Consider the following 26,087-nt stretch of genomic DNA (forward strand, 5'->3'; position numbering starts at 1 on the left):
TTTGCGGTGTACAGGCGGCGAAGCCGCCGCAGGCTGAGGGATGGATAGCAGGGCCGCCAAAGGCGGCAGACCCAAGGCCTTGGCCGCAGAGCGGCCAAGGCCTGCAGGGCCGAGCAGACCTGCGAGCTGCGACACAGCCCGACCCGCCCGAAGGGCGGGGCAGCCCCAAATCCTAAGACTTCTTCTTATCTAGAATAGTATGGCCCATTTTGTCTCTTTTGGTAAAGAGGTAAAACTCATTGTGCTCATTGGGCTCAATTTCTAGCTCTACATTTTCTACGATTTCTAGACCGTAACCAATTAGGCCAATGCGCTTGGTGGGGTTGTTAGTCATTAGGCGCATCTTGCTGATTTTTAGCTCTCTAAGAATTTGCGCCCCAATGCCATAATCTCTTTCGTCGGCCTTAAAACCGAGCATGAGGTTAGCTTCTACGGTATCATAGCCCTGCTCTTGTAGCTTATAGGCCTTGAGCTTATTGAGCAGGCCAATGCCGCGGCCTTCTTGCATAATATAGAGCAAAAGTCCCTTGCCTTCTGCCTCAATTTGCTTCATGGCCGCATGCAGTTGGGGGCCACAATCGCAGCGGAGAGAGCCTAGGATATCGCCAGTTTGGCAAGAAGAGTGCACCCGAACCAAAACGGGTTCATCGGCCTTCCAGTCGCCTTTTTTGAGGGCCAAATGCGTTTCATTTCTGGTCTTATCTTCAAAAGCGATCAACTGAAAATCGCCGTATTCGGTAGGCATTTGCACATCAATGAGGCGCTCTACCAACTTTTCGTTTTCTACTCGGTACTTGATCAAGTCGGCAATAGAAATAATTTTAAGGTCGAAGCGTTCGGCCACCTTGACCAAATCGGGTAGGCGGGCCATGGTCCCATCTTCATTGAGGATTTCGACCAAAACGCCAGCGGGAGCCAAGCCAGCCAAGCGAGCGAGATCTACGGCCGCCTCGGTATGGCCAGCACGGCGCAAAACGCCTCCATCTTTAGCGATAAGTGGGAAGATATGGCCTGGACGGGCATAATCGGTCCAGCTCGTGTTGGGGTCGGTAAGCAGGCGAATTCCGGTAGAGCGGTCGTAGGCTGAAATTCCTGTGCTGCAACCATGGCCAATCAGGTCGACAGAAATGGTAAAGGCCGTTTCATGATGCGAGGTATTGGTTTGGACCATAGGTTTGAGATTGAGTTCTCTACAGCGGTCCTCGGTGAGGGGCGTACAGATGAGGCCACGGCCATGAGTGGCCATAAAGTTGACCAGTTCTGGAGTAATTTTTTCTGCAGCGCAGATAAAATCCCCTTCATTTTCACGGTCCTCATCATCGACTACAATAATGATTTTTCCGTCGCGAATATCCTGAATGGCAGCTTCAATACTATCCAGTTTTCTATCCAAGCTTTCGTTTTGTTGGTTGCCAGACATTGGTTTTGACTCCTTTTATATAGTTGATAAATCCCTTAACTAGGGCAATATTCATGGCTAAAAAATATCGGATGTACCGCAGGTACTTCTGATGTATGCCCATTTGCTCTAATAGCCAATCGAGCAATGGAACGATAAAAAATAAGAGGTTTTGTGCTGTAAACAAGAGGGGCCAGATTAAGTTGTTGTCTAGGAGGTTGAGCAGGGCCAAACTGCTCCAACTTAACAGAATAAAAACAGGACCGAGCCATCTGAGGACCTTATGCGACCAAAATACAAAGGCCAGGCTCCCCCATTTGGGCAAAAGCAGATGCTTAAAGGTGGCCAAGTTTTTATAGTTGCCGCTGGCAATGCGCACCTTTCGGCGGAACTCTCCGGCTAGGTTGCCCGATACATCTTCTAGGCAAAGGGCTTTGAGTTCGCTAATGGCTCGGCCGCCCTGCTCAAAGGCTCGCATGGCCCAATAAAAATCATCGACCAGATAACCTTTGGGAATAGCTGAAAAATGGCTGGCCCGCAGGGCAAAAAAGCCGCCTAATGGGCCTAGGGTACGGCCCCAAATTAGGCCTTCTTGGTATTTGGCCTGTACTTCCTGAGAGATATAGCCCTGTTCGTTGCGGCCAATGCCTGCCGCCTCACTATCATAATGCTGAATATTGCTATCGACCAGGACAATATCCCTTTGCTTAAAGTGCTTGAGTAGCTCGTAAATACTGGCCGGTTTGGGCATTACATTAGCATCGGTGATCAGGAGGACCTCAGCCGATATGGCCTTGGCCGCCTCGGCCAATTGGTTAATGATAGCGGGTTTGCCTTGTCGTTCTTGGAAAGGGAAAAAGTGAATGCGGCTAGGATATTGGGCCGCATAAGCCTGCATAATGTCATTGGTAGCATCTGTAGAGCAATCGGAGCCCACATAAATATGCAGCTTTTGGGCAGGATATTCAGCCGCTAGTAGATGCTGCATCTTTTGCTCCAAGACCAGCTCTTCATTATGGGCGGCCATGAGCACGGCCAAAACGGGCAAATCGGGATCTTCTTGGGCATAAGTGCTGCCTTGCAGGGCTTTTCCTTGGCTCAGAAGGCGCAGCAAAAGGGGGTAGAGTACATAAGTGTACACCACGGCAAAAGAGGAAAGCAAAAAAATCGTAAGCCCTATTCCAAATATCATTTAGCTGCTTTTAGGCCGCAAAACTACGCATATTTTTCGCCTTAGTGGAAGAAGTGATTGAAAAACTGACTGCTGGGCCCTAGGCGGCATAAAAAAAGAGTCAAACCTGAAAAGGCTGACTCTTTTTTCTTGGCATTTTGGCCAATTAGGTCGAGATGAAGACAAAGTACATCAAGAACATCAGGGCAAAAAGACTGACGACCGCAATGATGGTAAGCATTCGCAACTGCTTGCGATCTTCCTCATCGGGAGCGGTGATCATCATGTTTTCCTCTTCCACCACTTCTGTAGTTTGCTCTAATGGCTGTAAGGGATTCTCTTTGCGCATTTTTTTCTTCTCACGGCGGGTCATTTTCTTTTCATGAGAGCCACCGGGGGGAGCATATTGTTTTCTAGACATATTCTAAAGGAATTATAGTAGGGCCCAAAGGCCTAGTGTGCTAATGAAATCTTAATAGATTAGCGGTAAAAATATAGTTTATCTCTTAAAAAACCAATTGGCCCCTTCCTTTTTTAGTCGACCAAAACAAAAGGCAGTTGCTTATTTTCTCCTTGCATTTGCAAATTGAGCCAGTAGTGTCCGGCTGGCAAATCTTGGGTACCGATGCGCAAAAGCTGTTCGCCAGCCGCTAAAGAAAGGCTTTGGCTAGAGACCCGCTGGCCCAAATTGTTATAAATATCAAGGCTGGCTTTTTGGCTTTGGGCGGTTTCTAAAGACAAAATCAGCTCTTGGCCTGCTGCCTGTGGATTGGGCCAAAGTTTGGCGCTGGCCAATTGTTCTGTAGCCGCTACTGCGGTGGTCCAGGCCTCTGTACGGAAGCAAGCCCAAGGGCTTGCATTATAGTTACAGGGATTTTCGGCTCCCATGGCCCGAACGCTCCAGCGGTAATACTGTCCAGGTTCTAGGTCCAACCAAAGGTAGGTTCCTTGCACCATAAACTCCTGAGTTTGTCCGGTGGGAATACAAGTATTTGGCGTCACTTTTTCTACCACAACCCAATAGGCATGAGCGGCATTAGCGGCCTGCCAGCGCAACTCTACCCCTTGGTCTACATTAGGGATAAGTCCCCCATCTTCTGGAAAGCTAAGGCTGGGCGTACCGTCGGCAGTGAGGACGGCCGGGGCAGCATTATAATGCTGTCCTCTAGAAATCATATCGAGCATAATGGCCTCTTTTTGCTGGTCCGTAAAGCTGGTCCGGCAAGAGAAGTAGCTCATATGGTTGTTAATTAGCGGCGTATTGCTGCTAGGCGTAATCAAGACGCTATCGGGATCTCTCCAAGTTTCGGTAAAGCTACATCCTCCGCCTCCAGAAGCATAATCTGGGGGAGTATCACAAAAGCCATCAGCGGCCCATTGGCAGTTTTCGCCAGTTTGGCCACGGATCACCTTCTCTACAGGGCGGCCATTGCTCCCCATTTCTGGGGCCTTATTTCCTACCGATGCACTGCTGTACTCCATGCCTTCCCAGCCATAAAATGTATGGGCCAAAGTAAAATAATGCCCTAATTCATGGGCCAGGGTAGTTCCCCCAGAAATTTGGTTGTTCCAGGCAAAAATCCAGTCAAAATTGGGTGCATAATAGGCCCCATAGCTCGTCCCTTGCTGATATGGCCCTCCTACATAAATATTGACGTAGCCATTGCGCTTGTGCAAAGAACGCACATAATCGGCCGTATTGTCTTGATTGACATATAGCTGTGTGCTGGCAATTTCGTTAATTTCATGAATGTAAAAGACCACATTCATATCGGCATAAAAGGCATTAATAGCACAGAGGTTATCATGCAATTGCTGATAAGTTGCGGCTCCTGTTCCATCGCCTCTAGATACTCGATGAAAGACAATCGGGACATAAACCGTACTGTCAAAACTATTGCGGCTTTGTAGCTGCTGCTGCCAATCGGCCAAGAGTTGGGGGGCCATACGGCGGTTTTCTGCTAGGCGCTCTAAACCAATGGCTTGGGCCTCATGGCTGGTCCCACAATTTAAATGACTGGCTTGCTGGGCCCAAAGCAATGCAGGCGCCAACAAAATGAAGGCAGTAAAAAACTGGTATAATCGAAACATAATATTGTAATTTAAGATGCGCCCTAATATACAATTTTGAGCAGACTTTAAATGTCTCTATTTATGTTTTTTTTTGGGGGCCTGCCGCCTTCGGCGGCCGGGCTGTTTCGCAGCTCGCTGTTCGCTCGGCCCTTCGGCGCTTTCAGCGCCTTGGTCTGGCCTAACGGCCACTGCTGTCCATCCCTAGGCCTGCGGCCCTTCGGGCCTGGCTAGCTGTGGCTGCAGGTTAAAACCAGCAGCCATTTTAGGTACAGCAGAGCCCGCTCCTCAGCAACAATTGGCCTGCAGCTTAAAAGCCGCAGGACCTGAAAACCAAATATTCCCTTTCCATAAACAAAGCAGGGGCTTTTAAGCTCCTGCGGCGAGAAAAACCAAAGCCCAACAAAAATGGCTGCGGCCTTTAGGCTGCAGATAGCGGCAAAGCCGCCATGGCCGAAGGCCAAACGGACACAACAAGCCCTTTAGGGCGCAGTTCGACGACCAAAGGGAGTAACCGATGTGCAGGGGTGGCCGTAGGCCAGACCCAGCGGGCACAGCCTGCGCAGGGCCGAGCGAGCAGCGAGCTGCGAAACGACAACAAGGATTTTAGTCCGCAGTTCGACGACCAACGGGAGTAACCGCCCGCCGAAGGCGGGAGGCCCTTAAGAAAATTGATGCGCTAGTAGCTCCTGAAAGTTTTTATTTTCTGCAAGTCCTGGATAAAGCAAAAGCAAGTCTTGTATGCTGTTTTCATAGAACTTTTTCAGCGCCTCTTTAAAAGCATAAAAGTCAGTTTTGACCTCTATTCCTTGATTATTTCGAATAAAGAAATCGCCCCCTAGCTTAAAACTATATTTCAACGCTCCAGTACTATAGTCTGAAGAATCCAAAAAGTTGTCAGCCTCCCCTGCTTCAACAGCATTTATAATAGATCTAAGCTGAAGCAGACAATCAATTAGGCCCAGCTTTTTAAGGACTAAATAGGTCCTTTTAGGTTCAAAAAATATATACAACTTTCCTTTTGCTATATGATGCAAGCTCAAAAAATCTATACATTCAAAATTAAGGTATTTGTCTCTCTCTATAGCCTTAAATGAAAATCGGAAATCGAAACTTACCGTATGAATTTTTCTCATTGACTTTGTTGCTTTTTGGCCCAGTTTAGAATGCAATCAGCTGCATGCTAAAGGCAGGAGCCCCTAAGAAAATTGATGCGCTAGTAGCTCCTGAAAGTTTTTATTTTCTGCAAGCTCTGGATAAATCAAAAGTAACTCCTGCATGCTGTCTTTATCAAATTTTTTTACTGCCTTTTTAAAGGCATAATAATTTGTTTTTATTTTCACGCCCCAATCATCTCGAATAAAAAAGTCTCCTCCTGCTTTAAGGCTATAGGTCAACGAGCCATTGTAATAATCCGAAGAAACTGAAAAAGTCTCATGGATACCAGAGTCTATACTACTGATAACAGAGCGAAATTGAATCAAATAATCTATTATTCCTATCTCATCAAGGATCAAATAGGTCCTTTTAGGCTCAAAAAATATAAATATTTTCCCTTCTGCAAGCTCCTTTAGCCCCCAAAGATCCAACTCTTTTAGCTTGAGCTTTTTGTCTTCTTCAAGAGCACTCAATGACAGACTAAAGTCAAAAATCACTTCCTGCATCACTCTTTGCGTTTATTCTTTAGGTATACCTTCTTATACTTTAACAACTCCTTTTCATTCTTTACCCTATCATCACAGTAGCACCAATTTTCGTCTAATACGATACATTTTTCTTTGTTGTAAGGGCCACCTTCTTTAAGTAGAAAGAACCGAATTGGATATTCTATATACAGCTTCATATTTCCATCTTTTTGGTCTCGCCAAAAGCTAGACAGCCCTACTAAAGCCGCATTTTGAATAATTGTTTCTCCTAATTCTTGAACAGCCTCGTATAAAGAGTCATTTAAAATCAAAGTACTTGCTGCTGGATACTCTTTAACTAAATACAACCGACTCTGCTCTTTTTCAAAATAGTATTGTCCAGAAAGACTGTCCCTAACATAATCTAGCTGTAACCCTCCTTCTATATTTTCATTTGCTAGTTTCGTTAGTTTATCGCTAAAAAATACGACTACAATAAGATTAGAGTCTCTTGGCATATACAACATACTCTCCTGAAGAGTACTCAACAAACTGTCTTCAAGCTGTAAATTCTGACAAAAAACCGACTGCGCTCTAAAGTCCTCCTTCAAAGGACTACAGCTGCATACAAGAGAAAGTAAAAGCAGTACTAAGTATGGTACTAGTTTCTTTTTCATAATTTATTTTATCAAATGAGCAGGCAGTTCTCTTTTTTCTATTGCGCCTTTAGAGTTAATCACCCACAACTCCTTAGCGATCAAATCATTTTTAGACTCGTCGGGATGCCCCCTATAAATACCTATTGAAATTGAATCCTCTCTATAATAAGATAAATACTTAAGCCGAGTATATCGTCGGTTCTTTGTTTTTGAAACTTTGACCACTAAACGCCCTTTAATTTCACCTAGAGTATCTGTTACCAATACAGCTTTATATGTATAATGTACACTACTATCTTGAGCTCCAAATATGAACTCCCCGACCAACAATCCTGGGTACTTCTTTAGCGCTCTGAAGTATTTGCATGCAGGGCTACTATCTGGATCAAGATTCATCCATTTCCTTAGCCATAAATCATTTTTGAAGTGAGTATAACGCTCTTCATTGCTATTACAAATCTGCTGAAGTAACTCAAACTTTTCTGTAGAAAAGGAGCTGTCTACTGCAACTAAGTTAGTGTCGGCTGGCATTTCTTGATGATCCAGCTGAGTGGATTCCTTTTCTGCTAGATTGCTGGCACAGCCAAAGCAAGACAATAGGAAAAGGCTAAAGAATAGATAATTTACTTTATTCATGGCATTATTTGGTTCTAGAATAATTTGCGATACCGTTTTTTGGGGCCTGCCGCCTGCGGCGGCCGGGCTGTTTCGCAGCTCGCTGTTCGCTCGGCCCTTCGGCGCTTTCAGCGCCTTGGTCTGGCCTAACGGCCACTGCTGTCCATCCCTAGGCCTGCGGCGGCTTCGCCGCCTGCTAGCTGTGGCTGCAGGTTAAAACCAGCAGCCATACAACAACCCCATTCTACATCTATAGTGCGGAGAGGATTAAAATCCTCTACCGCTTTGAACAAGGATTATTTTTTCTTCGGTTGTTTGATTTTGCTTTTGTCTCCCACATAAATTTCAGAGGAACCCTAGGGCCAAGGCCCTAGGCTATCGAAAAAAACGCCATCCCCTCATTCGAGGGGATTTTCTGCTCCAATAGGCTCCATCAGCAAACAAGGGCTTTAGTTTGCTCTTTGCATAGACCCGCAAGCATGGGCTTCAGCCCATGGCCCCAAAACTGCCCATCCGCCAAAAAACGCTCTCTTTATCTCTTCTTTTTCAAAAGAGCCAAGAAAAAGTTGAGGGACTAATATTAAAGTCTTGTCTGCGCCCCTTTTTACTGCCTAGGGACAAGCCCCTAGGCTAGCTTTTTCAGACAGCCCTCTGCGAGGGCCTTTGGATATCATTCTTCTCTGCAAAAACAGATAAGCAAAGCCATGATATCAACAATTGAGGCCCTTTAGGGCTGACTCCATTGGATTAGCCTAGGGGCTTGTCCCTAGGCGATGAATAGCAGGCGACAAAACCTAGAGGTTGCACAAGCCCCCAATAGGGGTCCTCTAAGGTATAGCTTAGGTCCAAGAACCCCAAAATAGTTCTTCTCTACTGTATTTTTTAGCTTAAAAAGTAGAAGAGGCCGCTTGTTTAGCTCAAGCTATCGGTCTAGTACCCCAAATTAGGGCGCTCCTACTGCTTTATAGACGTCTGAAACTGCATTGTATAGGTCCAAAAACCCCAGAGGGGACGTTCCGAACTCCATGAGGTACGTTCACAAACCCCATAAGGTACGTCTAGGGACCTATAATGAACAGTTTAGTAACTGTATTCAATGACTTTGACAAGCTATATCATGGAGTTCAGGATGTCTCTTATGCAGTAGAGGGACCTATAACGAACAGTTTAGTAACTGTATTTAATGACTTTGACAACCTATACTGTACACTTTACAACGTATGCTATACACTTCTGCAACCTATATCATGGAGTTCAGGATGTCTCTTATGCAGTAAAGGAACCTATAACGAGCAGTTAGTTAGTATATTCAACGACTTTGACAAGCTATACTGTACACTTTACAACGTATACTATACACTTCTGCAACCTATAGCATGGAGTTCAGGACGACTCTTATGCAGTAGAGGAACCTATAATGAACAGTTTAGTAACTGTATTCAATGACTTTGACAAGCTATATCATAGATTTCAGAACGACTAAGAAGGAGTTTGCTGGGCATCGGCCCATATCATTTATAGCAAACAAGGGCTTTAGCCCGCCAGTTTGCATAGCCCCACAACCATGGGCTTCAGCCCATGGCAGAAAAGGCGAGCTATTAGAATATTTAAGCTTAGTCAACAGGCGGCTATTCTTAGCGCCCTGGGCTGAAGCCCAGGGTTGCTGACTTGAGCGAACTGACGGAGAAAGTCCTTGTTCGCTTTTATTGATTCTAAGGACCCAGGCCAGCCAACCGCCGAAGAAGAAAGCCAAAAGAAAAAAGACCGTTGAGCGGCCTAGCGATGTGCAGCAGTGGCCGAAGGCCAGACCAAGGCCGTCAGGCCGCAGGGCCGAGCGAATAGCGAGCTGCGAAACGTAGCGCCGAGGAGCGAAGCGAGGCGGAGGCCCCAAAACAGTCCGCCCCTTCTCCCCTTAAAAAGCAGGCTTAACTGATTGAAAAACAAGAAAGCTATTCGCAAAAAAATGATGATTGTTAAAAGGGAGAAGCCTAGGGAAAAATGGAGGTTAAAAGTGGGAAAAAGTGGGAAAAAATAATATTTTGGGCCAAGTCTGATTGGCTAGAGGGGGCAAAAAGAACAAATGCTTATTTATAATATGCTTAAGCTATTTGTAGCTAAGCCATTACTAAAGCTCCTTTAAACTTAGATTTATGCAATTTTTGGGAGAATACAGCTGCAAAATAGATGCAAAGGGGAGGTTCCGTTTGCCTGCAGCCTTATTGGCCCAATATCCAGCGGCGGCAGTTGAGGGATTTGTATTAAATCGGGGATTTGAGTCTTGTTTGACCCTTTATCCGCAGGCGGCTTGGCAAAGCATAACCGAAGAGATGCAGCAATTGAACTTATACCAGCGGCAAAACCGTCAGTTTGTGCGTTACTTTTTTCGGGGGGCAACGCCCTTGCAGCTAGACAAGCAGCAGCGCTTGCTTTTGCCCAAAAACTTATTGGATTATGCTCAGATAGCGAAAGAATTGGTGCTTTTTGCCTACTTCAATCGCATAGAGATTTGGGCCAAATCCATCTACGACAACCTTTTAGAAGAAGAACCTGGCGACTTTGCCGATTTGGCGGAGTCTGTCATGGGAAAAATAGAGCAGAACTCAGATGTCTGATTACGATTATCATGAGGCGGTTTTGCGCCTGCCTTGTGTAGAAGCCCTAAATTTAGTGGCTGAAGGAACTTATGTAGATGTAACTTTTGGTGGTGGTGGACACAGCCGGGAGATTTTGCGGCAGCTAGAGGGCGGTCGCCTTTTTGGTTTTGACCAAGACCCCGACGCTCAGGCTAATGTGCCTGAGGATCCTCGTTTTGAGTTGCTTCCCTTTAACTTTCGTTACTTTAAGCGCTCTTTGCGTTTGGAGGCCGTGCGAGAAGTAGATGGGGTGCTGGCTGATTTGGGGATTTCTTCTCATCAGATTGATACGGCCGACCGTGGATTTTCCTTTCGTTTTGAGGCGGAATTGGACATGCGCATGAGCCAAGATGGAGAGAAGGATGCTCGTTATATATTGAATACCTACAGAGAGGAGGAATTGCAGCATATTTTCTCGCTTTATGGGGAGTTGCGCAATTCTAAGACCCTGGCCCAGACCATTGTCAAGGGGCGAAAGCGGCAAAAGATTGAGCGGGTGGAGCAATTGCTTCAGCTCATTCAGCCCATTATTCGGGGCAAGCAAAACCGTTATTTATCGCAGCTTTTTCAGGCCCTGCGCATGGAAGTCAATGAAGAGATTGAGGCCCTTAAGGAGATGTTGCAAGAAGCTAGCGAGATGCTCAAGCCGGGCGGGCGTTTGGTGGTATTGACCTATCATTCTTTGGAGGACCGTTTGGTCAAGCAATGGATCAAGAACGGTTGTTTTGACAAAGAGCCCGAAAAAGATATTTATGGCCATTTTTATAAGCCTTTAAAGGCGGTCAATAGAAAACCCATATTACCTTCTGCCGAGGAGATTGCCCAGAACCCTAGGGCGCGTTCGGCTAAATTGAGAATTGCAGAAAAAATTGCCGACTAATTATGGCGAATGCTAAAAAGAAACAGCGAAGAGAGTTTAAGCTTCCCCCTTTGATGAGCCAATTACAGGCCCTTGCTTTTATGCTCTTTCAGAATATCAACTTTATTTTTTTCTTGGCCCTTTTGGGGATCATCTACATTGCCAACTCGCATTATGCGGTAGAAACGGTAAAAGAGATTCGGCAGCTGCAAGGAGAACTAAAGAAGGTCAGTTGGGAGAGTAATGCCCGCAAATCGGACCTCATGTATGAGAGTATGTTGTCTAGAGTTTCTCAGCGTTCTGAGCATTTGGGCCTGAAGCCACTCAAGGGCAAGCCCAAGAAAATTGAAGTTAAAAAAGAATAATCCTAGGTCATGAAAATCACTAAACTGACGCCCAAACAGGATGTGCTATGGCGGATCTACCTGACCTTTGCCCTAATGGGCTTTATTGGTATTCTCATCATGGGGCGCATTGCCAGTATTCAGTACTTTGAGGGCAGCCAACTCCGAGAGAAGGCCGAGCAAGAGCATATTGCCTTGAAGGATGTTAAGGCCCCCAGAGGAAATATCTTAGCCGATGACGGCAGCCTTTTGGCCACCTCCCTCCCCTATTTTAAGGTGCATTGGGATACTAAAGTAGTGCCTAGAGATACCTTTGATAAATATGTGGATACCCTAGCCACTTGTTTAGCCACCTATGTTTATACGGATAAAACGCCGGGGCTTTGTCGCCAAGAGCTTATCAATGCCAGAGATAGTAGCCGTCGCTACCACCCTATTTTGCCCAATGTGAGCTACATTTTGCTGCAGAAGATCAAGGAGTTTCCCATTTTCTCTATGGGCGATCGCCTGAAGAGCGGTCTGATTGTCGAGCAGATGGCCAAGCGGCAATATCCTTTTAAGATGTTGGCCCACCGAACCATTGGCTACAGCCGAGTGGTCCAAACAGCTAATGGTCCAGATACCCTTTCGGTCGGACTAGAGCGTTCTTTTGATAATGTTTTGGCCGGAGAACAAGGCAAACAATATATGCAGCGCCTAAGTAAAGACCTTTGGGTGCCTGTAGATGATATTTCTAAAATTGAGCCTCGGGCAGGACAGGATATTGTTACCACCATTGATGTCAATATTCAAGATGTAACCGAGCGGGCCCTACTCGAAAGCCTTCAGCAATATGAGGGAGAGCATGGCTGTGCTATTGTGATGGATGTAAAAACTGGGGCCATTAAAGCCATTGCCAATATTGGATTTAATAAGGAGCGGACCGAGTTTTGGGAAAACTACAACTATGCGGTTGGAGAACGGACCGAGCCCGGCTCTACCTTTAAACTGGCCTCTATTATGGCTCTAATGGAAGACGGCTATGTCAAACCCACAGATACGGTCAACCTTGAGGAAGGAAGACATACTTTTTATAATGAAACCATGGAAGATGCCTCTTATCATGGGCTGCGTTTGACTACCGTAGGCAAGGCCTTTGAAATCTCTTCTAATGTGGGTATTGCCAAATTGACGCATAAGTATTATAACAAAAGTAAGGAAGGCCAAAGCCAGTTTATTCAGCGGCTATCGGATATGGTCTTGACCCAATCTACCAATGTAGATATTGATGGAGAGCGCGAGCCTTATATTAAAGACCCCAACAATAGCGACTGGAGTGGTATTACCATTCCTTGGATGTCTATTGGTTATGAGTCGGAGCTCACGCCCCTACAAATGCTGACCTTCTACTCGGCGGTGGCCAATGGCGGCCAGATGATGAAGCCACAAATTGTTACAGAGATTCGCTCTTATGGCTCGGTGGTCAAAAAGATTCCGCCCAAGGTGGTCAAGCGCCGAATTGCCTCAGAGGCGACTATCCAAGCCGCTACCGATATGCTTAAACGAGTAGTGGCCTCGCCCAAGGGAACGGCACACAGTATCTATACCCCTCGCTACGCTATTGCGGGCAAAACAGGTACGGCCATTATGAACTATAAGGCCCATAAACAAAAGGGCGAAGCCAAGCGCTATCGGGGATCATTTGCGGGCTTTTTCCCTGCCGATAATCCTGCCTATGCTTGTGTGGTGGTCATTACCAATCCCCGCACTGGTTTTTATGGAGGTCGTGTAGCCGCTCCGGTCTTTAGAAAGATTGCCGACTATTGCTATTCCCTTTCTCTGGGTTCTCATAAGGCCCTCAATGCCGATGAGGCCGTTTATACCGATGCTACTTTACCTCGTCTGCCCGTGGGCCAAAAGGAAGACCTCAACTACATCATGAAAGAGCTGAATCTACCCTTTGCCGATAGCTCGGCTACCCCTTGGGCGGTGGGTATGATTCGCAATGATTCGATTAACCTACGTAGCCGAAATGTACAAAAGGATGTGGTCCCCAATGTAGTGGGCATGGGCCTTAAAGATGCCCTATTCTTACTAGAAAACAACCGACTTCGGGTTCGGGTGTTGGGGGTAGGAAAAGTCAAATCGCAATCGGTGCCTGCTGGCCGCAGCATTCAATCTGTTCAAACTATTACTCTCGTTCTCGGATAAGTTTTTTATATGTCTACCCTCAAGGACCTTTTAGCCAATATCAATTATAACATCAAAGGGCGCTCTCCTGCCGATCTAGAATTAGCTGGACTTTGCCTCGATTCTCGACAAGCTAAGCAGGGCTGGCTCTTTGCCGCCCTGCCTGGCAGCCAGGTCGATGGTCACGATTATATTGAGCAAGCCTTGGCCAATGGTTGCTCGGCGGTGCTTTGCGAAAGATGGCCCCAAAAAATAGCCGCTAAGGTCTGTTATATTAAGGTAGAAAAAGTAGCCGATGCTTTAGGTCCACTAGCGGCCAACTTTTATGAGCAGCCCAGCCAACAACTAGCCTTGGTAGGCGTAACGGGCACCAATGGAAAAACGAGCACGGTAAGTTTGCTGTATCGGCTGTTTAAAAAGCTGGGCCATAAGGTGGGCCTGATTTCCACTATTGAGAATCGCATTGATGATGAGGTGCTAAAATCTACGCATACTACGCCCAATGCCATTGAGCTGCAAGCCCTTTTGGCCCAAATGCGAGATGCAGCCTGCGACTATGTGTTTATGGAAGTGAGCTCGCATGCTGCCGAGCAAGGCCGCATTGCTGGCGCTCATTTTACAGGCGGCGTTTTTAGCAATATCTCTCACGATCATCTCGATTATCACAAGACCTTTAAGAATTATATTTTTGCCAAAAAGCGCTTTTTTGACCAGCTACCGAGCTCGGCTTTTGCCCTAGTCAATGCCGACGATAAACGGGCCGAGGTCATGCTCCAAAATTGCTCGGCCAAAGCCTACCGCTATGCGCAAAAGCAATTGGCCGATTTTCGCTTTCGCTTGCTAGAAAACAGCCTTTCGGGCTTGCAACTGGAACTCGATGGCCAAGAATTCCACTGCAGTTTGGTGGGCGATTTTAATGCCTACAACCTACTGGCGGTCTATGCTACCGCTATTTTGCTCGAAGAGCCCAAGACGGAGGTCCTACGCATTCTCTCTAGCCTGAAACCACCAGCGGGCCGCTTTGAATATGTGCGCATTCCCAACAATCCTGTGCAAGCCATTGTGGATTATGCCCATACGCCCGATGCCCTAGAAAAGGTTTTACAAACCCTAAAAGCGACCACATCTACAGGCCGAATTATTACGGTGGTGGGCTGTGGGGGCAACCGAGATAATAGTAAAAGGCCCATTATGGCCCAAAAAGCAGCCGCTTATTCCGATCTACTCATCTTGAGCTCTGATAATCCCCGCTTTGAAGAGCCCGAAGCCATTCTAGACGAAATGTGGGCGGGCCTAAGCAAGGCCCAACAGGCCCAAACTTACCGCCAAGTCAATCGCCGTGAAGCCATCCGCTGGGCTTGCCAACTGGCCCAAGCCGAGGACGTAATTTTGGTGGCGGGTAAGGGACATGAAACCTACCAAGAAATTAAGGGGGAACGCCTTCCCTTTGATGATCGAGAAGAGTTGCGCCAAGCCTTGGAAGAGCAGTTGGCAAAGTTTGTTTAGCACTGCTTAGCCTCCCTTTGGCCCTAATCACTGGCTGCAGGGAATATATCGGGACTGTTCTGTTTTTTTCTGTATCTAATTAAAAATTGGGCGTTTAGCTTAAGTCAAGCCCAAACAAGCAGGAAAGGGAAAAGACAAGATTTGAAACCGTCCTTATTTCAACTAGTCCTCAGTATTTACTGATATTTTGGGGCCTGCCGCCTTCGGCGGCCGGGCCCTTTCAGGGCTCGCAGGTCTGCTCGGCCCTGCGGGCTCATTTCATTTCGCCCTAGGTCTGCCGCTGCGCGGCCCCCTTTCAGGCCCCTAGGCCAAGTCGCTTCGCTCCTTTGCGGCGGCTTCGCCGCCTGCTAGCCGTGGCTGCAGGTTAAAACCTACAGCCATACAACAGCGGTATTGCTTCGCAATGATTGATGAATGAGGGTTGAAACCCTTATGAAGTTACCCAGCTGCCCTTAACTCCAAAATTAACCAAGATGCCCAAAACTACCCTCTTTTTAGCCCTTTACCTACTGCTATTTGCCCAACTAAAAGCACAAAGCTACAACAGTCTATCCGAGGCCTTTGCACATAAAGAAGAGGCCAAAATTCTAGATTTATCTAAGCAGAATTTAGGTAAGCTAGATCCCCGTTTTTCAGAGCTCCATCAATTAACCCATCTAAATTTAAGCGAAAACAACTTACGGGACTTTCCCTTCGGCTCTTTTCTAGAGACGAAACAGCTAGAATGGGTTGATGCTTCTCATAATCAATTTGAAATAGCTGATATTACGCGATTCCTTTATTCTCCTAAGATTCGCTATTTGGACCTAAGCTACAACCCCATAAAAAACTTAAAAAGATTTTATCTAACAGAAGAGCTTCCTATCGATAGAACAAAGCCGGTTCCAACACCCAAAATATTAGCCAGCCCTAGTCTAGAAAAGCTCATCATTAAGCATACAGAGCTAAGCATGCTCTATGAAGAATTTGCTGTTTTCCCAAATCTAAAATATCTCGACCTCAGTCATAACAAGATTGTTGCTGCAGGTGATGCGCTTTTTAACTTAAAGGAACTAGACAGCTTAATTCTTTCTCATAATGACTTTATTTTCTTGCCTAGTCGAGACAGCATAAGGGCCCATAAGCTAAGCTATATAGATGTTAGTCATAACCCTAGGTTAGTAGATATTGACCAACTATTCAATCAGTTCCCCAACTTAAGGCATATCAATGCAAGTTATTTGGGGGATGGCAGTCACTACAATATGCGCTTTGGCTTAGTTTCGTCTAAAAAATTCTATAAAAATAGTCCTGTAAAAACGCTTTTATTGGCCCATTCGCACTTAAAGTCGGTCCCAAAAGCTATGGGATATATGGAAAACCTAGAATATCTTGACCTTAGCCATAATGAGCTGCAATCCCTGCCCAAATCCTTTAAGCGCTTAAAAAAGCTCAAGAAATTGGACCTCAGAGGCAACCCTTTTCTAGAAAAGGAGAAAGAAAACTGCCGAAAATATCTGCCAGATTGTGAAATACTCTTTTAACTGCTGTAATTTACGGGCCCAAAAAGGCGCGTAGCGCCTCGGCTGAGGGATGGACAGCAGTGGCCGCAGGCCAGACCGAGCTTTTTTGAGCAAAGCGAAAAAAAGCGAAGGGCCGAGCGATCAGCGAGCTGCGAAACAGCCCGACCCGAGCGAAGCGAGGGGCAGCCCCAAAAAAGAACCATTATTCATAGCCCTTGAGGCAGAAAAGAGCTTATGTTATTTCATTTATTTGACTACCTAGAACAACAGTACGATTTTCCTGGCGCCAGCCTTTTTCAGTTTATTAGCTTTCGGGCAGCGCTGGCCATTATTATTTCCCTGATTATTTCGCTTTTGATGGGGGGCCGCATTATTGGCTGGATCAAGCGGCGGCAGATGCTAGAAAAACAGCGGGCTTTGGGCCTTCCTGGAGAGGAACTCAAGGCCAAAACGCCGACCATGGGGGGAATTCTGATTCATATGGCCATTATTCTCCCTTGCCTATTATTGGCCGATCTGAGCAATGTCTACATTCAGTTGATGTTGCTTTCTACCGTTTGGATGGGGACCATTGGCTTTATTGATGATTACTTTAAGCTGACTCGATCTAAGGCCGGTTTGAGTGGAAAATACAAGATTTTGGGACAGGTCGTTTTGGGCGGTATTGTGGGCGCTACCATGCTTTTTCATTCTGATGTTGTGGTTCGGGTAAATGCGGAGCAACTGGCCCAAGGCCACTATGAAGTGATTGATACGGTTCAGGTTCAACTGGAGCGTTTGGGCGATAAAGAAGAGCTTTATTATGTGAAATCGACTATGACCAATGTGCCTTTTTTTAAGGGCAATGAGCTAGATTATACCGATTTCCTTTGGTTTTTGGGCGATAATGCGCCTCAGTGGGTTTGGTTGCTCTTTATTCCCTTTGTCATTTTGATTGTTACGGCCGTATCTAATGCGGCCAACTTAACGGATGGAATAGATGGTTTGGCAGCGGGAACCTCCGCCATTATTGGGGCCACTTTGGGGATTCTTGCCTATGTATCGGGCAACAACATTTTGGCCGATTATCTGGGGGTCCTCTATTTGCCCTATGTGGGAGAAATGACCATTTTTATTGCCTGTTTTCTGGGGGCTTGTATTGGCTTTTTGTGGTACAATGCTTATCCCGCCCAAGTTTTTATGGGCGATACGGGCAGTTTGGCTTTGGGAGGTATTATTGCCGCCATTGCGATTATCTTGCGCAAAGAGCTCTTGATTCCCTTGCTTTGTGGAATCTTTTTGGCCGAAAACCTATCGGTCATTATCCAGGTGAGCTATTTTAAATATACCAAAAAGAAATATGGAGAAGGGCGCCGCATCTTCTTGATGTCGCCTTTGCACCACCACTTTCAGAAGCAGGGCATGCATGAATCGAAAATTGTTAGCCGCTTTTGGATTGTGGGTATTTTGTTGGCCGTTTTGACCATCATCACTTTGAAAATACGCTAAGATGTTGGAACAAGTTGTTGTTTTAGGCGCCGGGGAAAGCGGTTTGGGCGCTGCCCTTTTGGCTCAAAAAAAAGGCGGAAACGTCTTTGTTTCGGATGCGGGAAGCATTCGGGCAGACCGAGCAGATATTTTACGGGCTGCAGGTATTCCCTTTGAGCAGGGCGGACATAGCGAAGAGCGCATTTTGGCCGCTCAGCTGATTATTAAAAGTCCAGGGATTCCCGATACCGCCCCTTTGATTCAAAAAGCCAGTGCTGCGGGTATTCCCATTTGGGATGAGATTGAGCTAGCGGCTCGTTATAGCTCGGCCAAAGTCATCGGCATTACGGGCAGCAATGGAAAAACGACGACCACCGCCCTCCTTTACCATTTGCTCAAAACGGCGGGATATGCTGTGGGCTTAGGGGGAAATATTGGTCAGAGTTGGGCCATGCAATTGGCCCAAGGTCAAGATGATGAATATATGGTGCTAGAGCTGAGCAGTTTTCAGCTCGATCGCTGTTATGAGTTGGCCCCAGAACTGATGATTTTGACCAATGTCAGTCCCGATCATTTGGATCGTTATGGCTATGAGATGGATAATTATCTGGCTTCCAAGTTGCGCCTCATTCAAAATAAAACAGCTGAGCAGCCTTTTATCTATCCCAAAGAAGATCCGTATATTCCCGCTGGTTTAAAGCGCTATTATCAGGGACCTACGGCCAATTGCTTGGCCCAAGATTGGCCTGAGCTAAATGCCAAAGAGCTATGGGTAGAAGATTGGGCCTTTGTCCAAGATCAACTTCCTTTGGTGGGCCGCCACAACCTGATGAACATGAAAATGGCTTTGCAAGCTGTCAAATGTTTGGGTGTTTCTCAGGAAATGGCCCAAAAAGGCCTCGATAGCTTTGAAAACCACCCCCACCGCTTGGAAAAAGTGATGGTTTTGGGTGGCGTTCAATATATCAATGATAGTAAGGCCACCAATGTGGAAGCGGTCTACTATGCCCTAGAAGCTATGCAAGCACCTACGGTTTGGATTGTCGGCGGAGTGGATAAGGGCAATGATTATAGTAGCCTTTTCCCTTTTATTGGGCAGCCCGTAAAAGCTATTGTTTGTTTGGGGGTAGATAATCGCCCAATTAGGGCCGCCTTTGCTGCCAAAACTGACTATATTGTGGAGGCTGCCTCTATGGCAGAGGCCATAAAACTGGCCAGCCTCTATGCCCAAGCTGGAGACAATATTCTATTGTCGCCCGCCTGCGCTAGCTTCGACCTATTCAAAAACTATATCGATCGTGGCGATCAATTTAAGGCCATTTTGGAAGAGCAACGCCAACTCTTGGAAAAAGGTCATAGTATGGAAATGAATCTAACCCTCAATCGAAATAAAAAATAGTAGCCCATGAGCTCTAGCATGAGTGTTTTTCAAAAGCGAATTGCCGCCCTTTTGCAAGGGGATCAAGTCATTTGGTTGGTCCTTGGCCTTTTGGGCATTATTTCTATCCTTACCGTTTATAGCTCGGCAGAAGTGCTGGCCAACCGAAATGGCGTGGGCACCGAGTCTTTTCTCGTCAAGCATATTATGCTGCTCATCGCCTCGGTGGTGGTGATGTATATTGCCCATTTGATTCACTATAAACGCTACGCCCGCTGGTCCACAATTATGCTGGTCCTCTCGGTCCTGATGCTTCTCTTTACCATGTTTTTCGGGACAGAGCTGAACGGGGCCTCCCGCTGGATTAAGATTCCTTTTGTCGGCATTACCTTCCAAACCTCCGATTTTGCCAAGATTTCACTCATTTTATATGTGGCCCGAACCATTTCGCTCTTACAGGAGAAGAAAGGCTCGCTCTTAGAGCTGGTTTTGCCCGTTTTGCTGGTTTGTGTGCTCATTGCCCCCTCCGATTTATCTAGTGCGCTGGTCCTGTTCTTTACCTGCATTTTACTGATGTTTATCGGTCGGGTAGAAATTCGCAGCCTGATTTCTTTGGTCATGCTGGGCGTGGGCCTTTTTGCCATGCTCGTTATTCTCTCCGATTTTGTCGATTGGATCCGTGTAGATACTTGGGTGAGCCGTTTGCGCAGCTTTATGGATGGCTCGGGCTCTGGCGATGTCTTTCAGGTAGAACAAGCCAAAATGGCTATTGCTCGTGGAGGATTTTTTGGAGTTGGTCCAGGCAATGGGGTGCAAGCGCACTTTTTGCCCCACTCCTACTCCGATTATATTTATTGTATTATCATTGAGGAATACGGCATCATTGGGGGCATCTTTGTGGTTGCGCTCTATTTGGCCCTCCTCTATCGTACGATCAGAATGGTGCACCGTAGCCCCAAAACCTTTGGCGCGATGCTGGCCTTTGGCCTCTGCGCCAGTATGGTCATTCAGGCCTTTGCCCATATGGCCGTAAATGTGAACTTGATGCCCGTAACCGGACTCACGCTCCCCTTTGTGAGTATGGGAGGAACTTCCCTGATGTTTACGGGTCTCTCTTTTGGCGTAATGCTGAGCGTGAGCCGAAATATTGAAAAAAATCAACCGAAGAAAGAAGCAAAAGAAGAAGCAGCTTAATGAAATATCTAATTAGTGGCGGGGGAACTGGCGGCCATATTTTTCCCGCTATTGCTATCGCCCAAGCCTTAGAACAGGCCGACCCCCAAGCCGAATTCCTTTTTGTAGGGGCCGAGGGAAAAATGGAAATGCAAAAGGTGCCCGAAGCAGGTTACCGCATCGAAGGCCTCCCTATCGCAGGCTTCAACCGCAAAAGTTTACTCAAAAACTGGAAGCTGCCCTTTAAGATTTGGGCCTCGATGTCTAAAGCCCGAAAAATTATCCGTGACTTTCAACCCGATGCCGCTATTGGCGTGGGGGGCTATGCTAGCGGGGTGGCCGTCAAAATGGCCAATATGATGAAGATCCCCGCTTTGGTCCATGAACAAAACTCTTATGCCGGAAAAACAAACCAGATTTTGGGCAAAAGCGTAGATAAGGTCTGCGTGGCTTACCCCAATATGCAACGCTTTTTTCCCGCCAATAAAATTGTGCTTACGGGCAATCCCATTCGTAAGGATTTACTGCAAAAATCTGATAAACGGGCCGAGGCTTTTGACTTTTATGGCTTCGATCCCAATAAAAAAACCATTTTCTTGACGGGCGGCAGCCTAGGCGCTCGTAGCCTCAACGAAAGTGTTTTGCCCTTTGTCGAAGAATTGCAAAAACAAGAGGTCCAAGTCCTTTGGCAGGCGGGCAAACTCTATATTAAGGAGTTTGAACCCCTGGCCCAAAAATATCCCAATCTAAAGATTCAGGCCTTTATTCAACGGATGGACCTGGCCTATGCCATGGCCGATATGGTCATCGCTAGAGCCGGCGCCCTCACTCTTTCTGAGCTTTGCGAAAACGGAAAAGCCGCTATTTTGGTCCCCTCGCCCAATGTGGCCGAAGATCATCAAACGGCCAATGCCAAGGCCCTCACAGAACAAAAGGCCGCCCTTTGGCTAGCCGATGCCGAAGCCCGAGAAAAACTGATTCCCCAAGCTTTGGAGCTCTTGCAAAATGAAACCGATATCCAAAAGTTGGGAGAGGCCGCAAAAGGTCTAGCCAAACCTCAGGCCGCCCAAGAAATTGCTCAGGAGGTCCTCAAGCTGATCAAGTAGTCTATTTTGGGGCCTCCGCTGAATATCATGTTGCGGCGGTTACTCCCTTCGGTCGTCGAACTGCGGTCTAAAGACCTTGTTGTCGTTTACTTCGTCGAACTGGCGCCTCTTCGAGGCTGGTTGTCGCAGCTCGCTGCTGTTTTGGGGCCTCCCGCCTTCGGCGGGCGCTACGTTTCGCAGCTCGCAGGTCTGCTCGGCCCTGCGGCCTGACGGCCTTGGTCTGCGGCTGCGCCGCACTGCTGCACATCGCTAGGCCGTTTACGGCCTTTGGCCGTAGCGGCGGCTTCGCCGCCGCCATTTGGACCAACTTCTTACACCTCATAAAAACTGAATCATGGCATTAGCCTTAGCCTCTATTAAGAAGATCTATTTTGTTGGAATTGGTGGAATTGGGATGAGTGCCCTGGCCCGCTATTTTAATTATTTGGGTGCCCAAGTTTTGGGCTATGATAAAACCGAAACGGCCCTAACCAAAAAGTTGGTTGAAGAAGGCATGCATATTCATTATACAGAGCAAGCCGATCAAATTCCAGCCGATGTAGATTTGGCGGTATATACCCCCGCTATTCCCGCCAAAAATAGCGAACTACAATATTTTCAGGCGGCAGCTACGCCTTTGCTCAAGCGCTCTGAGCTTTTGGGCCTAATTTCTAGAGAGCGGCGGAGCATTGCCGTGGCGGGCACCCATGGCAAAACCAGCACTTCTTCTATTTTGACTCATTTGCTCAGAGCGGGAGGAATTGACTGTACGGCCTTTTTGGGCGGTATCGCCAATAATTTAGGAAGTAACTTTGTGGCGGGCAGTTCGGATTGGGTAGTTTTAGAGGCCGATGAATTTGATCGCTCCTTTTTGCATCTGCGTCCAGAAATTGGTATTATCACCTCTACGGATGCGGACCATCTGGATATTTATGGAGAGCATACTCAACTGCTCGATAGCTTTAATGAGTTTGCGGGACTTTGCAGCAAGCAGCTCTTTTTGGCCCAGGGCACAGAAGTAAAGCAGCAGGACCTAAGCGCTAAAGTGGCCCATTATAGCGCCAGCCAATCGGCCGATTATCAGGCGAGTCGGATTCGGGCGCAGGCCCCCAACTTTGTTTTTGATGCACAACTGGCGGAGCATTTTTGGGAGGACCTCAATTTCTCTTTGCCAGGTCGACATAATGTAGAAAATGCCTTGGCGGCTATAGCCGTAGCATTAGAATTGGGCCTTAGTGAAGAGCAAATTCGCCAAGGTTTGCGCAGTTTTAGAGGCATTTGGCGGCGCTTTGAGTGGGTGGTCAAGCAGCCTAACAAAGTATTTATAGATGATTATGCGCATCATCCCACCGAATTAAAAGCGGCCATACGGACCGCCCGCAGTCTTTTTCCCAAGCGGAAATTGGTGGGGATATTCCAGCCACATTTATTTAGCCGCACTCGTGACTTTATGGATGGCTTTGCTGCGGCTTTGGATGGTTTGGACCAGCTCTACCTCTTAGATATTTATCCCGCCCGAGAAGAGCCCATTAAAGGCGTTGATTCTGCGGCTATTTTGGCCCGTATGCAGCTAAGCGAAAAAGAATTAGTGAGTCAGGCGGAACTACTTGCCAAACTTGCCCAAGAGCCTCCTGCTCTTTTATTGAGTTTGGGTGCAGGCGACATAGGCGCCTTAGTGCCAAAAATAGCAGAAGAAATTTACCATAAAACCGAATAAAATTTTTTGCGTCAAAGAAAACGGAATTTTTTGTCGAAAGCCGTTGTTTAGGCCAAAGTTTTACGCTATCTTTTAGCGTTTAAATAGGCGAAAAAGTTTTTTTATTTTGGAGTCTAAGCGGCGGTTAATGCTAAATTGGTCCAAAAGATGTAGCAGGGCGCGCAGCGCCCGCAAAGGAGCGAAGCGACTGGCCTAGCGATGTGGAGGGGTGGCCGAAGGCCAGACCGAAGCGCGCAGCGCTGAAGGGCCGAGCGAATAGCGAGCCCTGCAACGTAGCGCCGCAGCTTTGCTGCGGAGGCCCCAAAACAGCAGCGAGCCCTGACAACCAGCCTCGAAGAGGCGCCAGTTCGACGAAGTAAACGACAACAAGGTCTTTAGACCGCAGTTCGACGACCGAAGGGAGTAACCGCCGCAACATGATATTCAGCGGAGGCCCCAAAAGAAAAAAGGTCTATTTAGCAACAGATTAAAAAGGTATGAAAGTACATCCTGCAAGATTGAAGTGGATAGCGGCTCGGATGGGCTGGATCATTGGGGCCTTAGTATTGGTTCTCTTGATATGGGGCGGTGTACGATATCGGCAGCAGAGTCGGGTGCCTAGGGTATATATTCAGATAGAAGAAGATGCTCAGGGCAATGCCTTTGTGGACAGTAATGATGTGCGGGATATATTGGTCAAGACCTTTGGACATTTTGTAGAGGGGCAGACTTTGGAAAAGATTGATGTGGCGGCGATAGAGTCCGCATTGGAGCAAGATCTTTTTATAGAGGAGGCCGACGTCTATGTAGATGCCATGGCGAATGTCAATATTAGTATTCAGCAGCGTTTGCCTATTTTGCGGGTGATGGATGTAGAGGATGAGACCTATTATTTGGATGCGCAGGGTCGGCAGATTCCGTTTTCGACTAAATACACGGCTCGGGTATTGGTGGTGACGGGAGACATTGGTTTGTACAACTCTAGTTTTATGGAATTGGAGGACCATCGTTTGCGGCACAGTTTTATTTTGGCGCAGGCAATTTTGGACGACCCCTTATTGTCTAAGCAGATCGAGCAAATACACATCAATCGCTTGGGCGATGCTTTATTGGTTCCGAAAGTGGGCAACCACAAAATATATTTCGGGGCGCCCTTGGAGCGTACGGCGGAGAAGTTGGATGAGTTAAAGATATTTTACAAAGAGGCCATGCCTTATGAGGGTTGGGAGAAGTACAAGTTGCTAAACCTAGCGTTTGAGGGGCAGATAGTGGCCAAAAAGAGATAGCAATTCCCCAGGGCTAGCTGGCTAGCCTTCACCTAAAATTAGATCACTAATATAAAATGAAACAGACGAACGAAATTGTAGTAGCGCTAGATATTGGGACCACTAAGATTGTGGCCATGGCGGGTCGGAAGAACGAGCATGGTCAGTTGGAAGTATTGGGTACAGGGCGAGTAGAATCACTGGGTGTTTCTAGAGGAGTCGTATCGAATATTGAGAAGACAGTAACGGCCATTTGCGAAGCGATTGAGGAGGCCGAGCGTAGCTCTGGCGTTGAGGTGGAAGTTGTGCAGGTGGGAATTGCGGGCCAGCATATTAAGAGCTTGCAGCATCGGGGAATGTTGACCAGAAATAGCCTACAGGATGAAATTTCTCAGGGAGATATAGATGATCTAATTGCGGATATGCACAAATTGGCCTTGCCTCCTGGCGACAAGATTATCCATGTGATTCCGCAAGAATATACAGTAGATAATGAGCGAGGCATTGCTGATCCTATTGGGATGGCGGGTGTTCGTTTGGAGGCTAATTTTCATATTATTACGGGACAGGTTTCTGCCATTAAGAACTTGAAAAAGTGTGTGGAGAAATCGGCTTTAGAGATGGAAAACTTGACCTTGGAGCCTATTGCTTCTGCTGCTGCGGTATTGACTGAAGAGGAGATGGAAGCTGGGGTGGTCTTGATTGATATTGGAGGCGGAACTACTGATTTGGCTATTTTCCATGAGGGGATTATCCGTCATACTGCGGTTATTCCTTTTGGGGGTAATATTGTGACTCAGGACATCAAGGAAGGATGTGGTGTAATGAGTGATCAGGCTGAAAAGCTCAAGCGTCGTTTTGGTTGCGCTATGGCAGAGAAGATCACGGATAGTCGGGTGATTACGATTCCGGGCCTAAAGGGTCGTCCTGAAAAGGAGATTATGGAGCGTAATTTGGCCCATATCATTCAGGCGCGTATGGAAGAGATTTTGGACAGCATTGTTTGGGAGATTGACCGTTCGGGTTTGGCCAGAAAAGTGGCTACAGCGGGTATTGTTTTGACTGGCGGGGGTTCTTTGCTCAAGCATTTGAAAGAATTGGTGGAATACCATACGGGCTATACTGTTCGTTTGGGAGATCCTTCTGAGCATTTGGCCCATGGCTATGAAGAGCAAATGATGAACCCCATCTATGCGACGGCTATTGGTTTGATCATCAATGGCATTGACAACCGCAAGCTAGATACTAGTCGAGAGCTGGAGAGCAGCTATGAAAATACAGCTACAGAAGAGACTGCCGACTCACCATCTCATTTGGAGGTAGAGCAGCCTCGGGAGAAAAAAAGCAGTGGTTGGAGTTTTTCTGGTTTGGTCAAAAAGGCAAAAAATTGGCTAGAAGCTGATCCAGATGCTGATTTGTAGTAAAAAATGCCTATTTTAGGCCATTATTTTAAAAGTGAAATAAGATTGCT

Annotated in this window: 22 protein-coding genes; 13 read left to right on the forward strand and 9 right to left on the reverse strand. The window is 46.9% G+C overall.

Annotated features, from left to right (window positions below; all coding sequences use genetic code 11):
- Nucleotides 1-172: 172 nt before the first annotated feature.
- The 9 genes from SGRA_RS03770 to SGRA_RS23750 form a co-directional block, all read right to left on the reverse strand.
- The gene (locus SGRA_RS03770; RefSeq protein WP_015691249.1) at nucleotides 173-1,420 is read right to left on the reverse strand and encodes a bifunctional 3,4-dihydroxy-2-butanone-4-phosphate synthase/GTP cyclohydrolase II; all 1,248 of its coding nucleotides are present in this window, start codon (nucleotides 1,418-1,420) and stop codon (nucleotides 173-175) included.
- Nucleotides 1,386-2,591 (reverse strand): glycosyltransferase, encoded by a 1,206-nt coding sequence (locus tag SGRA_RS03775; RefSeq protein ID WP_015691250.1) that lies wholly within the window; start codon nucleotides 2,589-2,591, stop codon nucleotides 1,386-1,388. The genes SGRA_RS03770 and SGRA_RS03775 overlap by 35 nt, the downstream gene beginning before the upstream one ends.
- 145 nt (nucleotides 2,592-2,736) lie before the next feature.
- Entirely contained in the window at nucleotides 2,737-2,991 is a 255-nt protein-coding gene (locus SGRA_RS03780; RefSeq protein WP_015691251.1) for a hypothetical protein, read from the reverse strand.
- A 113-nt stretch (nucleotides 2,992-3,104) separates the two neighbouring features.
- Nucleotides 3,105-4,661, reverse strand: a complete 1,557-nt coding sequence (locus SGRA_RS03785) for a T9SS type A sorting domain-containing protein (protein ID WP_015691252.1) — start codon at nucleotides 4,659-4,661, stop codon at nucleotides 3,105-3,107.
- Between the two features lie 641 nt (nucleotides 4,662-5,302).
- Entirely contained in the window at nucleotides 5,303-5,776 is a 474-nt protein-coding gene (locus SGRA_RS03795) for a hypothetical protein (RefSeq protein ID WP_015691254.1), read from the reverse strand.
- Nucleotides 5,777-5,839: 63 nt separating this feature from the next.
- Entirely contained in the window at nucleotides 5,840-6,304 is a 465-nt protein-coding gene (locus SGRA_RS03800; protein WP_015691255.1) for a hypothetical protein, read from the reverse strand.
- The gene (locus SGRA_RS03805) at nucleotides 6,304-6,942 is read right to left on the reverse strand and encodes a hypothetical protein (protein ID WP_015691256.1); all 639 of its coding nucleotides are present in this window, start codon (nucleotides 6,940-6,942) and stop codon (nucleotides 6,304-6,306) included. Before SGRA_RS03805 ends, SGRA_RS03800 begins: the two co-directional genes overlap by 1 nt.
- 3 nt (nucleotides 6,943-6,945) lie before the next feature.
- Complete coding sequence (locus tag SGRA_RS03810; RefSeq protein WP_015691257.1) at nucleotides 6,946-7,560, reverse strand: hypothetical protein; 615 nt, start codon at nucleotides 7,558-7,560, stop codon at nucleotides 6,946-6,948.
- A gap of 125 nt (nucleotides 7,561-7,685) precedes the next feature.
- Complete coding sequence (locus SGRA_RS23750; protein ID WP_015691258.1) at nucleotides 7,686-7,832, reverse strand: hypothetical protein; 147 nt, start codon at nucleotides 7,830-7,832, stop codon at nucleotides 7,686-7,688.
- A gap of 1,857 nt (nucleotides 7,833-9,689) precedes the next feature.
- Here SGRA_RS23750 and mraZ point away from each other — a divergent pair.
- The 13 genes from mraZ (at nucleotide 9,690) to ftsA (ending at nucleotide 26,037) form a co-directional block, all read left to right on the forward strand.
- Nucleotides 9,690-10,151 carry a division/cell wall cluster transcriptional repressor MraZ gene (gene mraZ, locus SGRA_RS03820; protein WP_015691261.1) on the forward strand — a complete coding sequence of 154 codons (462 nt, stop codon included), beginning with the start codon at nucleotides 9,690-9,692 and terminating at the stop codon, nucleotides 10,149-10,151.
- On the forward strand, nucleotides 10,144-11,052 hold the full coding sequence (gene rsmH, locus SGRA_RS03825) for a 16S rRNA (cytosine(1402)-N(4))-methyltransferase RsmH (protein WP_015691262.1): 909 nt from the start codon (nucleotides 10,144-10,146) through the stop codon (nucleotides 11,050-11,052). Before mraZ ends, rsmH begins: the two co-directional genes overlap by 8 nt.
- Nucleotides 11,053-11,054: 2 nt before the next feature.
- Complete coding sequence (locus tag SGRA_RS03830; protein ID WP_015691263.1) at nucleotides 11,055-11,396, forward strand: FtsL-like putative cell division protein; 342 nt, start codon at nucleotides 11,055-11,057, stop codon at nucleotides 11,394-11,396.
- A 9-nt stretch (nucleotides 11,397-11,405) separates the two neighbouring features.
- Nucleotides 11,406-13,565: a penicillin-binding protein gene (locus SGRA_RS03835; RefSeq protein ID WP_015691264.1), complete on the forward strand. Its 2,160-nt coding sequence runs from the start codon at nucleotides 11,406-11,408 to the stop codon at nucleotides 13,563-13,565.
- 9 nt (nucleotides 13,566-13,574) lie between these two features.
- Nucleotides 13,575-15,050 (forward strand): UDP-N-acetylmuramoyl-L-alanyl-D-glutamate--2,6-diaminopimelate ligase, encoded by a 1,476-nt coding sequence (locus SGRA_RS03840; protein WP_015691265.1) that lies wholly within the window; start codon nucleotides 13,575-13,577, stop codon nucleotides 15,048-15,050.
- A gap of 473 nt (nucleotides 15,051-15,523) precedes the next feature.
- Complete coding sequence (locus SGRA_RS03845; protein ID WP_015691266.1) at nucleotides 15,524-16,573, forward strand: leucine-rich repeat domain-containing protein; 1,050 nt, start codon at nucleotides 15,524-15,526, stop codon at nucleotides 16,571-16,573.
- A gap of 213 nt (nucleotides 16,574-16,786) precedes the next feature.
- On the forward strand, nucleotides 16,787-18,040 hold the full coding sequence (gene mraY / locus SGRA_RS03855; protein WP_015691267.1) for a phospho-N-acetylmuramoyl-pentapeptide-transferase: 1,254 nt from the start codon (nucleotides 16,787-16,789) through the stop codon (nucleotides 18,038-18,040).
- Between the two features lies 1 nt (nucleotide 18,041).
- Nucleotides 18,042-19,418, forward strand: a complete 1,377-nt coding sequence (murD, locus tag SGRA_RS03860) for a UDP-N-acetylmuramoyl-L-alanine--D-glutamate ligase (RefSeq protein ID WP_015691268.1) — start codon at nucleotides 18,042-18,044, stop codon at nucleotides 19,416-19,418.
- A gap of 6 nt (nucleotides 19,419-19,424) precedes the next feature.
- A complete protein-coding gene (locus SGRA_RS03865; RefSeq protein WP_015691269.1) occupies nucleotides 19,425-20,591 on the forward strand; it encodes an FtsW/RodA/SpoVE family cell cycle protein in 1,167 nt (388 codons plus the stop codon).
- On the forward strand, nucleotides 20,591-21,676 hold the full coding sequence (murG, locus tag SGRA_RS03870) for an undecaprenyldiphospho-muramoylpentapeptide beta-N-acetylglucosaminyltransferase (protein WP_015691270.1): 1,086 nt from the start codon (nucleotides 20,591-20,593) through the stop codon (nucleotides 21,674-21,676). The genes SGRA_RS03865 and murG overlap by 1 nt, the downstream gene beginning before the upstream one ends.
- Nucleotides 21,677-22,010: 334 nt before the next feature.
- Nucleotides 22,011-23,372: a UDP-N-acetylmuramate--L-alanine ligase gene (gene murC / locus SGRA_RS03880; RefSeq protein ID WP_015691272.1), complete on the forward strand. Its 1,362-nt coding sequence runs from the start codon at nucleotides 22,011-22,013 to the stop codon at nucleotides 23,370-23,372.
- 476 nt (nucleotides 23,373-23,848) lie between these two features.
- Entirely contained in the window at nucleotides 23,849-24,637 is a 789-nt protein-coding gene (locus tag SGRA_RS03885; protein ID WP_015691273.1) for a cell division protein FtsQ/DivIB, read from the forward strand.
- A gap of 56 nt (nucleotides 24,638-24,693) precedes the next feature.
- Nucleotides 24,694-26,037, forward strand: a complete 1,344-nt coding sequence (ftsA, locus tag SGRA_RS03890) for a cell division protein FtsA (RefSeq protein ID WP_015691274.1) — start codon at nucleotides 24,694-24,696, stop codon at nucleotides 26,035-26,037.
- The last annotated feature ends 50 nt before the right edge of the window (nucleotides 26,038-26,087 follow it).

The organism is Saprospira grandis str. Lewin, from assembly GCF_000250635.1.
GTDB classification, from domain to species: Bacteria; Bacteroidota; Bacteroidia; order Chitinophagales; family Saprospiraceae; genus Saprospira; species Saprospira grandis.

What these genes read in the sequence shown, in the direction of transcription:
- SGRA_RS03805 (WP_015691256.1), bottom strand. Translation starts at nt 6,942, where the DNA reads ATGAAAAAGAAACTAGTACCATACTTAGTACTGCTTTTACTTTCTCTT.
- SGRA_RS03830 (WP_015691263.1), top strand. Translation starts at nt 11,055, where the DNA reads ATGGCGAATGCTAAAAAGAAACAGCGAAGAGAGTTTAAGCTTCCCCCT.
- SGRA_RS03780 (WP_015691251.1), bottom strand. Translation starts at nt 2,991, where the DNA reads ATGTCTAGAAAACAATATGCTCCCCCCGGTGGCTCTCATGAAAAGAAA.
- SGRA_RS03810 (WP_015691257.1), bottom strand. Translation starts at nt 7,560, where the DNA reads ATGAATAAAGTAAATTATCTATTCTTTAGCCTTTTCCTATTGTCTTGC.
- SGRA_RS03845 (WP_015691266.1), top strand. Translation starts at nt 15,524, where the DNA reads ATGCCCAAAACTACCCTCTTTTTAGCCCTTTACCTACTGCTATTTGCC.
- SGRA_RS03885 (WP_015691273.1), top strand. Translation starts at nt 23,849, where the DNA reads ATGAAAGTACATCCTGCAAGATTGAAGTGGATAGCGGCTCGGATGGGC.
- SGRA_RS03795 (WP_015691254.1), bottom strand. Translation starts at nt 5,776, where the DNA reads ATGAGAAAAATTCATACGGTAAGTTTCGATTTCCGATTTTCATTTAAG.
- ftsA (WP_015691274.1), top strand. Translation starts at nt 24,694, where the DNA reads ATGAAACAGACGAACGAAATTGTAGTAGCGCTAGATATTGGGACCACT.
- murC (WP_015691272.1), top strand. Translation starts at nt 22,011, where the DNA reads ATGGCATTAGCCTTAGCCTCTATTAAGAAGATCTATTTTGTTGGAATT.
- murD (WP_015691268.1), top strand. Translation starts at nt 18,042, where the DNA reads ATGTTGGAACAAGTTGTTGTTTTAGGCGCCGGGGAAAGCGGTTTGGGC.
- SGRA_RS03770 (WP_015691249.1), bottom strand. Translation starts at nt 1,420, where the DNA reads ATGTCTGGCAACCAACAAAACGAAAGCTTGGATAGAAAACTGGATAGT.
- SGRA_RS03840 (WP_015691265.1), top strand. Translation starts at nt 13,575, where the DNA reads ATGTCTACCCTCAAGGACCTTTTAGCCAATATCAATTATAACATCAAA.
- SGRA_RS03785 (WP_015691252.1), bottom strand. Translation starts at nt 4,661, where the DNA reads ATGTTTCGATTATACCAGTTTTTTACTGCCTTCATTTTGTTGGCGCCT.
- rsmH (WP_015691262.1), top strand. Translation starts at nt 10,144, where the DNA reads ATGTCTGATTACGATTATCATGAGGCGGTTTTGCGCCTGCCTTGTGTA.
- mraZ (WP_015691261.1), top strand. Translation starts at nt 9,690, where the DNA reads ATGCAATTTTTGGGAGAATACAGCTGCAAAATAGATGCAAAGGGGAGG.
- SGRA_RS03800 (WP_015691255.1), bottom strand. Translation starts at nt 6,304, where the DNA reads ATGCAGGAAGTGATTTTTGACTTTAGTCTGTCATTGAGTGCTCTTGAA.
- SGRA_RS03835 (WP_015691264.1), top strand. Translation starts at nt 11,406, where the DNA reads ATGAAAATCACTAAACTGACGCCCAAACAGGATGTGCTATGGCGGATC.
- SGRA_RS03865 (WP_015691269.1), top strand. Translation starts at nt 19,425, where the DNA reads ATGAGCTCTAGCATGAGTGTTTTTCAAAAGCGAATTGCCGCCCTTTTG.
- murG (WP_015691270.1), top strand. Translation starts at nt 20,591, where the DNA reads ATGAAATATCTAATTAGTGGCGGGGGAACTGGCGGCCATATTTTTCCC.
- SGRA_RS03775 (WP_015691250.1), bottom strand. Translation starts at nt 2,591, where the DNA reads ATGATATTTGGAATAGGGCTTACGATTTTTTTGCTTTCCTCTTTTGCC.
- mraY (WP_015691267.1), top strand. Translation starts at nt 16,787, where the DNA reads ATGTTATTTCATTTATTTGACTACCTAGAACAACAGTACGATTTTCCT.